This window comes from Pseudomonas sp. (genome assembly GCF_030696055.1).
Lineage (GTDB): Bacteria > Pseudomonadota > Gammaproteobacteria > Pseudomonadales > Pseudomonadaceae > Aquipseudomonas.
In genome coordinates this window covers 25,328-39,802 of record NZ_JAUYNP010000262.1, presented here as the reverse complement: position 1 = coordinate 39,802, position 14,475 = coordinate 25,328, and the positions used below count along the sequence as shown (strand labels likewise).

Sequence of the window (14,475 nt, the reverse complement as noted above, 5' to 3'; positions counted from 1 at the left end):
TTTTGCTGATGCGCTGCGTCGGATTTTGTCCGCACAGGGCGCTCGCCAAGCCCACGGACTATCCGCAGTCGGCACTCCGTCAGTGTAGGCGAAGATAGAACGTATCGGCGGCAGCGGGGCAAGCGCGGATGCACAGCCAGTAGGGTGGATGGAAAAGCGTTATCCACCCTAGGGCTCTAATCGCTCACAGAGCAATCAGAACGCCGGCACTACCGCGCCTTTATATTTCTCCGCGATAAAGGCCTTCACCTCGGCACTGTTCAGCGCCTTGGCCAGCTTCTGCAGGGCAGCGTTGTCCTTGTTATCCGGGCGGGCCACCAGGATATTGACGTAGGGCGAGTCGCTGCCTTCGATAGCCAGGGCATCCTTGGTCGGGTTGAGCTTGGCCTCCAGGGCGTAGTTGGTGTTGATCAGCGCCAGGTCGACCTGGGCCAGCACGCGCGGCAGGGTGGCCGCTTCCAGTTCACGCACCTCGATGCCTTTCGGGTTCTCGGCGATGTCCCGGACTGTGGCGGTGATACCGGCGCCGTCTTTCAGTTTGATCACGCCAGCCTTCTGCAGCAGCAGCAGGGCGCGGCCGCCGTTGGTGGCGTCGTTGGGGATCACCACGCTGGCGCCTTGCGGCAGCTCGGCCAGGCTCTTGATCTTGCTGGAGTAGGCGCCGAAGGGCTCGACGTGCACGCCGGCGATGCTCACCAACTGGGTGCCGCGCGCGGCGTTGAATTCATCCAGGTAGGGCTGGTGCTGGAAGAAGTTGGCATCCAGGCGACCTTCGGCGACCTGTACGTTGGGCTGCACATAGTCGGTAAACACCTTCACCTTCAGCTCAACGCCTTGCTTGGCCAGGGCCGGCTTGACGAACTCGAGTATCTCGGCGTGCGGCACCGCGGTGGCGGCCACACTTAGGGTGTCGGCCTGGGCCAGGGCAGAGGACAGCGCCGCAGTGGCGGCAATGGCTGCGATCAGTTTTTTCATCGACATAACTCCTTGTGGGAAATGGCACAGGCGCCGGCGGATAGCCGGTCGCCTGCCGTTGTATTTGCGGGTGCTGGTTATTTTCTAGAGAAGTGCACCACCAGCTTGTCGCCGGCGCTTTGCAGAACCTGCACCAGCACCAGCAGCAGTATCACCGTGACCGCCATCACATCCGGCTGGTAACGCTGATAGCCGTAGCGCACCGCCAGGTCGCCCAGGCCGCCGCCACCGATCAGGCCGCTCATGGCGGTGTAGGACACCAGGGTGATGGCGGTGACTGTCACGGCCGCGACTATGCCGGGCAGCGCCTCGGGCAGCAGGGCGTTGAGCACTATCTGCCGGGTGCTGGCGCCCATGGCCTGGGTCGCCTCGATAATGCCGCGGTCCACCTCGCGCAGCGCGGTCTCCACCAGCCGTGCGAAGAACGGTGTGGCGCCGACCACCAAAGGCGGAATGGCCCCGGCGACGCCCAGCGAAGTACCAGTGACGATCACCGTAAAGGGGATCATCAGGATCAGCAGGATCACGAAGGGCACCGAGCGCAGCACGTTCACCAGCAGCGAGAGGAAAGCATAGAGGGCCTTCTGTTCGAATAGCTGCCGCGGGCCGGTCAGAAACAGCAGCACGCCCAACGGGAGTCCCAAGAGCACGGTAAATAGCAAGGAGCCGCCGAGCATGCTCAGGGTGTCCAGGCTGGCGTAGCCGATTTCCGTCCAGTCGACGTTCGGTAACAAAGAAGTCAGTAGGGCTTCCATTAGCGCAGCACCTCCAGATGCACATCCGCCGTGCGGAAGCGTGCCAGCGCGGCGTCCAGGTCGCCGCCGGTCAGGGCCAGGGTCAGCTGGCCGTAAGGGGTGTCCTTGATGCGGTCGATACGCCCGGCGAGGATGCTGTAGTCCACCCCGGTTTCCCGCGCCACGGTGCCGAGCAGCGGCGCGTAGGTGGCCTCGCCCTGAAAGGTCAGGCGCAGGATGCGGCCGGCCACATGGGCGAAATCGTCGCGCTGCTCGTTCTCGTCGATCTGCTCGGCTTCCTGGACGAAGCGCTTGGTGGTGGCGTGTTGCGGATGCAGGAACACCTCGGCCACCGGCCCCAATTCGACTATCACCCCGGCGTCCATCACCGCCACGCGGTCGCAGACCCGGCGGATCACGTCCATCTCGTGGGTGATCAGCACTATGGTCAGGCCCAGCTCACGGTTGATCTCGGCCAGCAGTTGCAACACCTGCGCCGTGGTCTGCGGGTCGAGGGCGCTGGTGGCTTCGTCGCACAGCAGGATCTTCGGCTCGGTGGCCAGGGCCCGGGCGATGCCGACGCGCTGCTTCTGCCCGCCGGAGAGCTGTGCCGGGTATTTATTGGCGTGGTCCTGCAGGCCGACCCGGGCCAGCAACTCGGCGACCCGGGCAGCGATGGCGCTGCGCGGCAGCTCGCCGGCCAGCTTAAGCGGCAAGGCCACATTTTCGGCCACTGTCTTGGAGGACAGCAGGTTGAAGTGCTGGAAGATCATCCCGACCCGCTGGCGGAAGCGCCGCAGGCCCGCGGCGTCCATCGCTGTGACGTCTTCACCGTCGATCTGGATGCGCCCGGCGGAGGGTTGTTCCAGGCGGTTGATCAGGCGCAGCAGGGTGCTTTTGCCGGCCCCGGAATGGCCGATAAGGCCGAACACTTCGCCACGGGCGATCTGCAGATCGGTGGGCTGCAACGCCGGAATATCCTGGCCAGCGACGCGATACGCCTTGCGCACCTGGTAAAAGTTGATCACGGGTTAAACCTTTTGGGTTTGCTTGAATGGCCGGGTAGGCCGAAAAGGCTGCGTAGTCTACCCGGCACTGTTTAGGCCGCAAAAATCTTTGTAGACCTATGGTTATAGCTAAATTGCATGATTTGTTGGGCGGCTCAGGCCAGTGTAGCCAGGCGCAATGCAAACGACCGGGCAAGCCCGGTCGTGGTGCCGCCAGGGCCTGCTAGCGCTGCGGGCTAAGCACCAGCTGCGGGACCTGCTGCGGCTTGATCACCTGAGTCATGCGCGGGCTGAAGCTGGGGTCCAGGCGTTTGAGTCGCGCATTGAGCAAGGAGGCGACCCAAGGGAAATCCTTGGCCTGGCGCACCTCGATGCGCACCGCGCAACGGAACGCCAGCATATCGGCCGCCACTCCATCGAGCAGGCTGCGCAGGCGCTCGTTGTCCTGCTTATCCAGCATCGGCATAGCTATCACGCTGCTGGCGGCCGCCGGGTCGATCAGCCTGGCCCGGGGCTTGGCCGGCGCAACTGGCTCTGCGGGCACATTGGGCAACTGGGTGGCCTGGATCGCCGCGGCCTGGCGCTCGGCGGCCAGGCGCAATTGCCGGGCCTGCTGCAGGCGTGCGGCTTCGGCGCGGGCGGCGGCCTGTTCGGCGGCAATGCGTCGCTGCTCGGCGGCCTGCAGCTCGGCTTCACGGGCCTGGGCGATGGCGCCATCCAGGCCGGTGGTCAGGGCCGGGGCTTGCGGCATCAGACTGCGGGCGCGGCTAAGGGCCTTGGTGGCGTTGTCCAGGTCGCCGGCCTGCAAAGCTTGCTGCCCTTGTTGCAGGTGCGCCTCGGCCAGCTGGCGTTGGTATTGCTCCAAGCGGGTATCGCCGGCCGCGCGCTGCTGCAGGCTGCCGAGCTGGCTCTCGGCCGACTCCAACTGGCCGCTGGCGAGGCTCTGCTCCAGCTGGCGAAAGGCGCTGACCAGATCATCGACGGGCAGGTTGGCGGGCTGCGGCGCACTCTGGCAGCCGCCTAGCGACAGAACCAGAGCGAGAACAAAACCACGGAAAACGAACGACTTCAGCATTGTGCGTCTCGCATTGTGCAAAAAACGCGCAAGTCTACACTGCGCTGCCTGGCACAACCAATCTTTCAGGTCGTGTGCTTAGGTCGTGCGCCTGGGCAGAGCAAAGCTCAGCAAAAACAGGCTGGCGGCCGACACCACTATGGACGGCCCGGCCGGGGTGTCCTGAAACCAGGACAGGCTGAGGCCGCCACACACCGCGACTATGCCCAGCAGGCTGGCGCCGAAGGCCATCTGCTCCGGGGTGCGCGCGTGGCGCTGGGCCGCGGCGGCGGGGATGATCAGCAGGGAAGTGATCAGCAGCACCCCGACTATCTTCATCGCCACGGCTATCACCACGGCGATCAACAGCATCAGGCTCAGGCGCAGCGCCATCACCGGCAGGCCTTCGACCCGTGCCAGCTCCTCATGCACCGTGATCGCCAGCAACGGCCGCCACAGCAGCGCCAGCAGCACCAGCACCAGGGCGCTGCCGCCGATGATCCAGGCCAGATCGGCGGGGCCGACCGCCAGCAGGTCGCCGAACAGATAGCCCATCAGGTCGATGCGCACCTCCTGCATAAAGCTCAGCACCACCAAGCCCAGGGACAGGGTGCTGTGGGCGAGTATCCCCAGCAGAGTGTCGGAGGCCAACGGCTGGCGGCTTTGCAGGGTCACCAGCAGCACCGCCAGCAGCACGCAGCCGACCGTCACCGCCAGGGTCGGACTGACATCCAGCATCAAGCCGAGGGCCACGCCGAGCAGCGCGGCGTGGGACAGGGTGTCGCCGAAATAGGCCATGCGCCGCCACACCACGAAGGAGCCCAGGGGGCCGGCGACCAGGGCCAGGGCCAGGCCAGCGAGCAGGGCGTTGAGCAGGAAATCAGCCATGCTTGCAACCATCTCCATGGATATGGGGTTTTACCGGACCCTTGATGCTCAGGCCGGCAGGCGTTTCGCTGACCACCGCGCCGTGCAGGTCGTGGGCGTGGTCATGATGGTGGGTGTAGATCGCCAGGCTCTTGGCGTCCTGGCCGAACAGCTCGACGAAGGCCGGATCGAAGCTGACCTGCTCCGGGTGCCCGGAACAGCAGACATGCCGGTTCAGGCACACCACCTGGTCGGTGGTGCTCATCACCAGGTGCAGGTCGTGGGACACCATCAGCACGCCGCAGCCATGGCGGTCGCGCAGCTGGGTGATCAGCCGGTACAGCTCGGCCTGGCCGCTGACGTCGACACCCTGTACCGGCTCATCCAGCACCAGCAGTTCGGGCTCGCGCAGCAACGCACGGGCCAGCAGCACGCGCTGCAATTCGCCGCCGGAGACACTCTGCAGCGGGCTGTCGATCACCTGTTCGGCGCCCACCTCGGCCAGCGCCGCCTGCACCTGGGCCCGTTCGACCCCGGGCACCAGGCGCAGAAAGCGCAGCACCGAGAGCGGCAGGGTGGCGTCCACATGGAGTTTCTGCGGCATATAGCCGATGCGCAGCTTGGGCTTGCGCCAGACGCTGCCGCTGTCCGGCTTGAGCAGGCCGAGCACGGCGCGCACCAGGGTGGTCTTGCCGGCGCCATTGGGGCCGATCAGGGTGACGATTTCCCCCGGCTGCACGCTGAGCTGCACATCCTGCAGCACGCTCTGCCCGGCGAAGGTCACGCCCACCCCGTCGAGGCGAATCAAGGCGTCGCTCATGCGACCTCCCGACAACCGGCGCACAGGCCGACCACTTCCACCGTCTGGCTTTCCACCACGAAGCCGACCCCGGCGGCGCAGGCCACGATCGCCTCGCTGATGCTCTGCTGTTCCAGCTCGATGGCGGCGTGGCAACTGCGGCAGATCAGGAACTGGCCCTGATGGGCATGCTCCGGGTGGCTGCAGCCGACGAAGGCGTTGAGCGAGGAAATCCGATGCACCAGGCCGTTTTCCAGGAGGAAATCCAACGCCCGGTAGACGGTCGGCGGCGCGGCACGACGGCCGTCCTGCTCGCTCAACACGCCGAGAATGTCGTAGGCGCCCAACGGCTTGTGGCTCTGCCAGACCAGCTCCAGCACGCGCTTGCGCAGTGCGGTCAGGCGCAGACCCTGGCGCGTGCAGATGCTTTCGGCCTCGGCCAGGGCGTGGTTGACGCAGTGGGAGTGATCATGGGGGCGTGAAGCCAGGGGCGGCTGAGTCATGGGCGACGACTTGGGCGGTGAGAGACGTTATTATATTACCTGTTCCTTCCCGTTCGAGTGCTGCCCGTGTCGCGTCTTTTTTCTGTTATCGCCCTATTGCTTCTCACCCTGTCCCTGACAACCGCGGCCCAGGCCCAATCTCACGCTCAGCTGCGCGTGCTGACCAGCATCAAACCACTGCAGCTGATCGCCGCCGCCGTACAGGACGGCCTCGGCCAGCCCGAGGTGCTGCTGCCGCCGGGCGCCTCGCCGCATCATTACGCGCTGCGGCCTTCCGATGTGCGCCGCGTGCGCGAGGCCGATTTGCTGTACTGGATCGGCCCCGAGCTGGAAAATTTCCTGCCGCGGGTGCTGGCCGGTCGCGACCGGCCCAGCGTGGCGGTGCAACAGCTGCCGAATATGAGCCTGCGCCATTTTGGCGATAGCCATGCTGAACAGGCCGAGCATGATGAGCATGACGAGCACCAGTCTTCCGCCGCCGACCAGCATGACCACGACCATCGCCCCGGCAGCCTGGATGCGCACCTGTGGTTGCTGCCGGCCAATGCCCGAGTCATAGCCGCGAAGATGGCCGCCGATCTGGCGGCTGCCGACCCCGCCAACGCGGCGCGCTATCAGGCCAATGTCCAGGCCTTCGACGCACGCCTGAGCGCGCTGGATCGGCGCCTGCAAGCTCGCCTGAGTGCCCTGGCCGGCAAGCCCTATTTCGTCTTCCACGAAGCCTATGACTACTTCGAAGCCGCCTATGGCCTCGAGCATGCCGGGGTGTTCAGTGTGCTGGGTGAGGTACAACCCGGCGCCCAGCATGTCGCCGCCATGCGCCAGCGCCTGCAACAGGCAGGCCCGACCTGCGTATTCAGCGAGCCGCCGCTACGCCCACGCCTGGCCGAGACCCTGACAGCCGGCCTGCCGGTAACCCTGGCCGAGCTGGACGCCATGGGCGGCGCCTTGCCGGTGGATGCGGGCGGCTATGAAGCCTTGCTGGAAAATCTGGCCAGTGAATTGGCAGGTTGTTTGGAGGCGCTGTAGCAAAATGATGACGGCAGGATGGAGACCCGGATGTCGACTTCACGGCCCGCCAAACGCAGGGAAATCCACCCATCCTGGGGGATACGTTTATCTGCGATGTATGTGCTTGCAGTGAACCGCACCACTCATATTCCTTAGGGCACCCCCAGGGTCACGCAGCGGCCGCTGTGCCTATCCTCCAAGGGACCGCTGAAACACAGACGACCCTGCTCAGCCTCCCAGTACGGCGGCTCCTGCGGACGGTAAGGGTTGCCCGACTCCGGCAAAGCCGCCAACTGTTCGGGCGTCGGCACACCGGGCGGCAGCTGGCTGCTGAGATTGACCAGTTTGAGTTTGGCGTCCAGGTCCTGCAGCCGACCTATGTAGCGGTTAAGGTCCGGCACGGCGATAGCCAGCAGCACCGATCCGACGTAATTGCGCAGGCTCAGCGGCGATGCCTGCAACGGGGCGGCAGCCTGCACGGCCTGCTGAAAGTCCTCAGGATCGAGCTGCGAACGGGCGGAAAGCTGCTGGAAAGGCGGCAGCACGGCGTTGACCGTCATCTGTGGCTTGTAAACGAAGAGCAACGCCAGCCGGCCGAGCGTTTCGTTGCCGATAAAGTCGCCCAGTTCCTTGTACCCCAGCTCGGCGAACAGCGCGGCGCCGCTGCCGAACTCGCGCAAGAGGGCCGCGTGCAGCGAGCGCTCCGCCTCGCTCAGCGGCGCCAGCGGGGCCGGAGCAGGAACCAACCCGCGCCGGTACAGCTGCGCCAGCCATTCCAGGTCGCGGTTGAGCATCGCCACCAGGATCATCTTCTGCACCAGTTGATCGGCCATCGCCAGCTGCCGGCGCAACTGCGTCACATCGTCCTGCAGCAACGCCAGCGCCGCCGCGCCGTCGCCGGCCTTGGCCAGTTGCAGGGCCTGCAGGGTCAGCAATTGATTGGCACGACTGAAATACTGCATCGGCGCCAGGGGTTCGGCGATGCTCGGGCTGGTCAGGGTGTGATAGTCGCCGAGGGTCAGATAATGCCGGTAACGCTCCAGCAGCGCGGCCTGTTCACCGGGCAAGGGCGCCGGCTCCCGAGCGAGCAGCGCGGTCAGGCAGTCGGGCGCCTCGATCGCGCAGAAGTCCGCGCCCTCGGGCAGCTTGAGTTGCGCCTGCTTGCCAGGCACAAAGCTCGTATCACCGGCACCATGCTGGACATACCAGGCTTGATAGGCTTTCAGCCGCTCCGCGCCAAGGATCGCCGGCTGCTGCTCCAGCGTCGCATCCAGACCGGCCAGGTAGAGATAGGCCGCGCTCTCGTCCGGCGTCGCTGCGAGTTGCTGCAACCAGCTTTGCACGTCGGCGCTAGGCGCCTCATCGCGCACCCAGAAATAGCAGCCGCCCCCTATGACGACCAACAGGGCCGCCACTGCATAGACCTTTTTCATCTTTTGCCTCCTGGCATCACCAAAGCACACATAGCAACAGACATAGAAACACATAGGGTCAGGTCTTGGACTCGCCCCTCTCAAATAGGTAAAGCGTCATCCACCCTACGAACTACGCCCACGCCTGGCCGAAACCCTGAGCGCCGGCCTGCCGGTAACCCTGGCCAACGGCCTGGTGGAATTCCTGAGCAGCCTGCCCGCGTCGTAGGCTGGGTTGAGGGGCGCAGCACCGAAGCCCAACGGCGATAGTGTGGTCACAACTGCTGTCTGCTTGTATCTCGTTGGGCTTCAGCGCGTTTGCGTCATTCACTGCCGGCAACCTGAAAAGCGGCTTGAGGGTGAATAAACGCTCACTGAGTGGACAGTCTACTTGACGGTTCCTAGCGCTTTTTTGAATGCCAGGATCACTTCGCGAATGATCTTGCGCTGCTCTGTCGGCAGGTCGAGGTAGGCCTGTATCACTTCGCGCTCTTCACCCATTAAGGCCTGATCCCAGCGACTGCGAGTTTCCTGGATGCGTTGCACGGCACCATCGCCGAAACGCAGGGCTTGCGGATCGACCCGCAGCCACTCGGCCAGTACTTGCAGTTTGTCTTGCTCAGGAAGCGACTCGCCGCGCAGCCAACGTCTTACCGCCTGGAAAGTGATCGGGTTACCCCAGTAGTGAAGGTTGAACTCCCGCTCAAGAACCGACGGACGAGGCTCGTAACCGGCGGCGAGCATGGCGGTTTTCAGGCGTTCGGCGAACTGGGCTTTCTCATTCATGTCGGCGAATTTGAAGCGCAGTTCAATCAATTAGTTGAACACTTGTTCGGTTTTCTATTGAATTAATAGTTCAATACGAATTGAACTGGATTTCCATGGCTAAGTCGCTGCTTGAACAACTCCCCGAAATCGTTGCCCGTGGGCGGCAGGTGGCGGAAAAAATCCTGGAAAGCCTGGAGGGCCGGCACCGCGTGGGGCTGCAGACGCGCGAATGGGTATTGCCGTCGAAGGACAGCAAGGCTAGCGATTGGATAAGTGCCAACCTGCGCCAGCAGTCGCTGGCGGCGGTGCAGGGTGGCTTGTTCGGTGAGGTGCAGCCGGCGCTGGGCGATGCCGGTGCCGCGTGGCGCAACCGTTTGCTCTACGGCGACAACCTGTTGTCCATGGCCGCCTTGCTGGCTGGCGACCCCGAGACCGACCTGCCCAGCCTGCGCGGCAAGCTCGACCTGATCTATATCGACCCGCCGTTCGACTCCAAGGCCGACTACCGCACCAAAGTCACTCTGCCCGGTGTGGAGCTGGAGCAGCGGCCGACGGTGATCGAGCAGTTCGCCTACTCCGATACCTGGAGCGATGGCACCGCCTCCTACCTGGAAATGATCACGCCACGGCTGATTCTGATGCGCGAGCTATTGAGCGACACCGGCTCGATCTATGTGCATCTGGATTGGCATGTGGGTCACTACGTCAAGCTGGTGCTAGATGATGTGTTTGGAAAGACAAACTTTCTGAACGAAATTATCTGGAAGAGAACGCCATTCGCAGGAAGTAGCAAGGCACGTGCTAATAAGTACCCGGTCAACCACGACACTATTTTTTGGTACTCCAAAGGCCCTCAGTATGAGTACAGGAATCAGTACCTAGAGTATTCAGATGAGTACAAAGCAAGGTTTAAGCATTTTGACGGTGTTGGCTACTACCGAAAGACTCTTCTGAAAACGTATTCCAAAGAAACAGAAATACGATTGAAAGCGGAAGATAGGTGGATTGATCCCATCCGCGACAATGCCTATCCGTCCTACAAACAATACTTACACGAATCGAAAGGTAAGCAGATCGAGGATCTGTGGGGGCTTGAATTTCTAGACATCGACGCCGATGAAGACAACGTGTGGGAGGATGTGAATTCGGCAAATCCGATGGCAAAAGAGCGAACTGGCTATGCAACACAAAAGCCGGAAGATCTGCTCGAGCGAATTTTAAAAGCCTCTTGTCCAGAAGGTGGCCTGGTCGCCGACTTCTTTGGCGGCTCCGGCACCACCGCCGCCGTAGCCGAGCGGCTGGGCCGGCGCTGGATTACCAGCGATCTGGGCAAGCCAGCTTGCATGATTATGCGCAAGCGCCTGATCGACCAGAACGCCCAGCCTTTCCTGTATCAGGCTATCGGCGATTATCAGGTCGAGGCGGCGAAGAGCACCCTGGGTCGCAACTTCCGCATCGGCGATCTGTCGCAGATCGTATTGTCGCTATATGGCGCGCTGCCTTTGGCGGAAGAAGACAACCCGCTGCGCAACCTCGGCAGTATCGCCGGAGGCGGCATGCGCACCCTGGTATATGCCGATTCGCCGAACAAGTTGACTGGTGCGGCGACCCTGAAGAAGGCTCTGGCTCAGCGCGACAGCCTGCTCGGGGGCTGGGACAAGGTGGTGGTGCTGGGCTGGAATTTCGAGCCGAACATCGGCGAAAGCATCGATGCGCTGAATGATCCGGGTCTGGAAGTACTGGTGATCCCACCGGACTTGCTCGACCGTTTGAAGAAGAAAGGCAGTCTGGAAAAACTCCGTGGCAGCGTGCGTTTCGCCAGCTTGCAGTACCTGAAGATCAAGCCGGTGCAACGCCAGCGTAGCGCTGACGGGCAACAGGAAAATCTCAAGGTCAGCCTGGCCAACTATGTATTGCTCTCGCCGGAAGCGATCAATCTGGACGACGACAACCGCGCCAAGTTGCAGCAGGTGATGAACGTCGAGCCACTGGCGATGATCGAGTACTGGGCAGTCGATCCGGATTACGACGGCGAGGTGTTTCGCTCGGTCTGGCAGGACTATCGGGGCAATGTGGACAACGATGGCGACCCGCTTCGGGTGGTGACCGAGGCCGTGTTGCAGGTGCCGGCCAAGACCGGCCCTCGACGGGTCTGTGTACGGGCGGTGGATGTGTTCGGCTTCGAGGCCGAAGTGGCAGTCAACGTCGGCGTGGAGGGCGCGCAATGAACGAGCCGAACAAGCCGAACCGCGAACAGTTGCAACTGAGCGATGCCCTGACGCTGCGTACCAATGCCCTGTGCCTCGGTCTGGAAGATGGCGTGGCGGATATCTTCGAGCTGGTCACGCCGGTTACGGCCGAACTGCTCAAATGGTGGTTCGGCGCGGAAATGACCGCCACTCGCAGCGGTTTGAACTTCCACCCAGGCCAGCGTCAGGCGATTCTCAACTGCATCGTTGCCCATGAGGTACTGGGTTGCACCACGCTGAAGGATCTTTACCAGCAGGTCGCACCGGATGCTTTGCTGGTCGGCCATCGCCTGAGCGAGGTCAGCCAGGCCAAGCATGCGCACCCCAAATACTGCCTGAAGATGGCCACCGGCACCGGCAAGACCTGGGTGCTGCAGGCGCTGCTGGTATGGCAGCTGCTGAACAAGACAACGGCGCAGGAAGCGGGTGTGGACGATGCGCGCTTCACCCGTAACTTCCTCGTCGTGGCTCCCGGCCTGATCGTTTACGAGCGCTTGCTGGATGCCTTCCTCGGCAAGGAAGCCAACGGTCAGCGTGATTTCGCCAGCTCCGACGTGGCGCGCTATGCCGAGCTGTTTATCCCCGAGGCACAGCGCGAGCGCGTGTTCGGCTTCGTCCGTGGCAACACCTGCACCAAGGCCGAGATCGGCTTGAAAGCCACCGGTAACGGGCTGATTGCCATCAGTAACTGGCACCTGCTCAGCGACGTGGCGCCAGACGATGACGACTATGAGATGAGCGCGCCGGGCAGCCTGGCCGATCCGCAACAGCTGATCGCGGGCTTGCTGCCGCTGACGCCAGGGCGCGCGACCGGTAATAGCCTGGACGTGCTGGATCGCCGCTACGCGCGTGGCGATGTGCTGGATTATCTGGTTGGCCTGCCTGAGCTGATGGTGTTCAACGACGAGGCGCACCATATCCACGCGTTCAAGCGCGAAGGTGAAGTCACGGAAGTGGAGTGGCAGAAGAGCCTGAGCCTGATTGCCGAAAGCAAGGGGCAGCGTTTCGTGCAGCTGGACTTCTCGGCCACGCCGTACAACGACGTGGGCAGTGGCAAGAACAAGAAGAAGCTGTATTTCCCCCACATCATCACCGATTTCGACCTGAAGACGGCGATGGGCGCCGGGCTGGTGAAGTCGTTGGTACTCGACCGGCGCAAGGAAATCGGTGCGCTGCCGCTGGAATTCAAGGCCGAGCGTGATGCCGATGGCAATCCTGTTTTAGGCGAAGGCCAGCGGGTGATGTTGCGGGCCGGCCTGCAGAAGCTGCGTAAGTTGGAGGCCGATTTCGCCGGCATCGACCCGAATCGCCATCCGAAGATGCTGGTGGTGTGCGAGGACACCACGGTGTCGCCCCGGGTGGTGCAGTTTCTGCTGGACGAAGGGTTGGGCGAAGACGAGGTGATGGCCATCGATTCGGGCAAGAAGGCCGAACTGGGTGAGAAGGACTGGGCGCCAGTGCGTGAGCGCTTGTTCAACGTTGATGCGCATGCCACGCCGCGGGTGATCGTCAGCGTGCTGATGTTGCGCGAGGGTTTCGACGTCAACAACATCTGCGTGATCGTACCGTTACGTTCGAGCCAGGCGCAGATCCTCCTGGAGCAGACCATCGGCCGCGGCCTGCGCCTGATGTGGCGTGACCCGGAGTACGCCGATATCAAGGCAGAGAACCGTGCCTTGCTCAAGGCCGGGCAGGAGCCGCAGAGCCTGATTGACGTACTGACCATCATCGAGCATCCGGCCTTTCAACAGTTCTACAACGAGTTGATGCTGGAGGGCCTGGCCGGCACCACGGGTGATGGCACAGACAATACCAGTGGCACCGGCGACATGCAGGCGGTCGGGCTGCGTGAGGATCACGGCCAGTACGATTTCGCCATTCCCTTTATCCTGCGTGACACCGAGGAGTGGCTGGAACACCAGGCGCCAGCTATTGGCGAGCTGCAGCCGTTTACCCAGCTCAGTCAGGCACAGCTCAAGGAAATGCTCGGCAAGGGCGATGTATTTACCTCGCAGGATTTGCAGAGTCAGACACTGTTCGGCGATTACCGCGTCGATGGCGCCGTCATGAACGTGGCGGGCTACAACGACCTGCTCGGGCGCCTGACCCGGCGTATCAGTCAGGCGCTTAGCCAGCCACTCCCCAAAGGCAACAAGATCGCCGCGCATGTGGCCAAGCCTTATCTGCAGGTGAATACCGCCGAGCTTGCGGGCTGGATCGAAAGTTATATCGAGCAACAACTGTTTGGCGAACCCTTCGAGCCCTTGCTGGATGAAGCCTGGCGCTTGCTGTTGTTGCAGCCGGTGTTGGATCACATCACCCGTGTATTCGCTCTGGCGCTGATCGAGTCCGAGCAGATCGAGCCGCACGGCGAGCTGGAAGTGAAGCACCGCTATCTGTCCGAAGTGGCGAAGCTGATGATGCAGGAGAAGCACTCGCAGGCGGTCAACAAGTGCATCTATGAACGGCAGGGCTGGGCGGCGCGCCATGGTGGGCTGGAGCAGAGTTTTATCCAGTGGGCGAGTGCCGATGCCAGTGTTATGGCCTTCTGCAAGATCAGCGAAAACCGCCACACCTTCGCCCGCCTGCGTTATGTGCGCCAAGACGGGCTGCCGGCATTCTATTGCCCGGATTTCCTGGTGCGCACTGGCGAGGCCATCTACTTGGTGGAGACTAAGGCACAGAAGGATGTGAATCAGCCAGATGTGCAGCGCAAGCTGAAAGCGGCGCAGACCTGGTGCGAGCGGATCAATGGCCTACCTGTCGAACATCGACATGAGCTGCCTTGGCACTATGTTCTGCTCGGCGAGACGTTGTTCCATGATTGGCGGAGCAAGGGCGCTGGGTTGGCGGATCTGCTCAAGTTTGCCAAGGTTCGACCAGCCAATAGCGCTGCTTTGCAGGGGAACCTGCTTTAGCTAAGTAGCGAGTTATTTCTCGGGAGTGATTCCTTGGTCGGCCAGTAGCGACTGAATAAGGCAGTCAAGTGGTGACAAATTGTCACCACTTGAAAATGGCAGCCTAGTGATGGGTTTCCAGGGGCGTTGTAAACGATAGTGGACTCCTGGGATTGTTGGGCTTCGCTGCGCTCAGCCC

The 14,475-nt window shown here is 62.7% G+C and carries 12 protein-coding genes and 1 pseudogene; 3 read left to right on the top strand and 10 right to left on the bottom strand.

Features of this window, described 5'->3' with window-relative positions; translation table 11 throughout:
- Positions 1–195: 195 nt before the first annotated feature.
- The 7 genes from Q8Q83_RS15550 to zur all read right to left on the bottom strand — a co-directional run bounded on the left by Q8Q83_RS15550 (position 196) and on the right by zur (position 5,939).
- Positions 196–975 carry a MetQ/NlpA family ABC transporter substrate-binding protein gene (locus Q8Q83_RS15550; RefSeq protein WP_305625033.1) on the bottom strand — a complete coding sequence of 260 codons (780 nt, stop codon included), beginning with the start codon at positions 973–975 and terminating at the stop codon, positions 196–198.
- Between the two features lie 77 nt (positions 976–1,052).
- Positions 1,053–1,730 carry a methionine ABC transporter permease gene (locus Q8Q83_RS15545; RefSeq protein ID WP_305625032.1) on the bottom strand — a complete coding sequence of 226 codons (678 nt, stop codon included), beginning with the start codon at positions 1,728–1,730 and terminating at the stop codon, positions 1,053–1,055.
- Positions 1,730–2,737: a methionine ABC transporter ATP-binding protein gene (locus Q8Q83_RS15540; RefSeq protein ID WP_305625031.1), complete on the bottom strand. Its 1,008-nt coding sequence runs from the start codon at positions 2,735–2,737 to the stop codon at positions 1,730–1,732. The genes Q8Q83_RS15545 and Q8Q83_RS15540 overlap by 1 nt, the downstream gene beginning before the upstream one ends.
- Positions 2,738–2,939: 202 nt before the next feature.
- On the bottom strand, positions 2,940–3,791 hold the full coding sequence (locus tag Q8Q83_RS15535; RefSeq protein ID WP_305625030.1) for a PA5502 family lipoprotein: 852 nt from the start codon (positions 3,789–3,791) through the stop codon (positions 2,940–2,942).
- Between the two features lie 78 nt (positions 3,792–3,869).
- Positions 3,870–4,658 carry a zinc ABC transporter permease subunit ZnuB gene (gene znuB, locus Q8Q83_RS15530; RefSeq protein ID WP_305625029.1) on the bottom strand — a complete coding sequence of 263 codons (789 nt, stop codon included), beginning with the start codon at positions 4,656–4,658 and terminating at the stop codon, positions 3,870–3,872.
- Positions 4,651–5,457: a zinc ABC transporter ATP-binding protein ZnuC gene (gene znuC / locus Q8Q83_RS15525; RefSeq protein WP_305625028.1), complete on the bottom strand. Its 807-nt coding sequence runs from the start codon at positions 5,455–5,457 to the stop codon at positions 4,651–4,653. The genes znuB and znuC overlap by 8 nt, the downstream gene beginning before the upstream one ends.
- Entirely contained in the window at positions 5,454–5,939 is a 486-nt protein-coding gene (gene zur / locus Q8Q83_RS15520; RefSeq protein WP_305625027.1) for a zinc uptake transcriptional repressor Zur, read from the bottom strand. The genes znuC and zur overlap by 4 nt, the downstream gene beginning before the upstream one ends.
- Positions 5,940–6,026: 87 nt before the next feature.
- Between zur and znuA the strand changes: the two genes are divergently transcribed.
- Entirely contained in the window at positions 6,027–6,968 is a 942-nt protein-coding gene (gene znuA, locus Q8Q83_RS15515) for a zinc ABC transporter substrate-binding protein ZnuA (RefSeq protein WP_371132420.1), read from the top strand.
- A 5-nt stretch (positions 6,969–6,973) separates the two neighbouring features.
- Here znuA and Q8Q83_RS20280 read toward each other — a convergent pair.
- From Q8Q83_RS20280 to Q8Q83_RS15505, 3 genes and pseudogenes are all read right to left on the bottom strand, one after another.
- Positions 6,974–7,093: pseudogene (locus Q8Q83_RS20280) on the bottom strand (ATPase, T2SS/T4P/T4SS family); the annotation flags it as partial.
- 9 nt (positions 7,094–7,102) lie between these two features.
- Positions 7,103–8,383: a hypothetical protein gene (locus tag Q8Q83_RS15510; RefSeq protein WP_305625025.1), complete on the bottom strand. Its 1,281-nt coding sequence runs from the start codon at positions 8,381–8,383 to the stop codon at positions 7,103–7,105.
- Between the two features lie 366 nt (positions 8,384–8,749).
- Positions 8,750–9,148, bottom strand: a complete 399-nt coding sequence (locus Q8Q83_RS15505; RefSeq protein WP_305625035.1) for a transcriptional regulator — start codon at positions 9,146–9,148, stop codon at positions 8,750–8,752.
- 95 nt (positions 9,149–9,243) lie between these two features.
- Between Q8Q83_RS15505 and Q8Q83_RS15500 the strand changes: the two genes are divergently transcribed.
- Both Q8Q83_RS15500 and Q8Q83_RS15495 read left to right on the top strand, forming a co-directional pair.
- A complete protein-coding gene (locus Q8Q83_RS15500) occupies positions 9,244–11,358 on the top strand; it encodes a site-specific DNA-methyltransferase (protein ID WP_305625024.1) in 2,115 nt (704 codons plus the stop codon).
- Positions 11,355–14,297, top strand: coding sequence for a DEAD/DEAH box helicase (locus Q8Q83_RS15495; protein WP_305625023.1), 2,943 nt, complete (start codon positions 11,355–11,357; stop codon positions 14,295–14,297). Before Q8Q83_RS15500 ends, Q8Q83_RS15495 begins: the two co-directional genes overlap by 4 nt.
- The last annotated feature ends 178 nt before the right edge of the window (positions 14,298–14,475 follow it).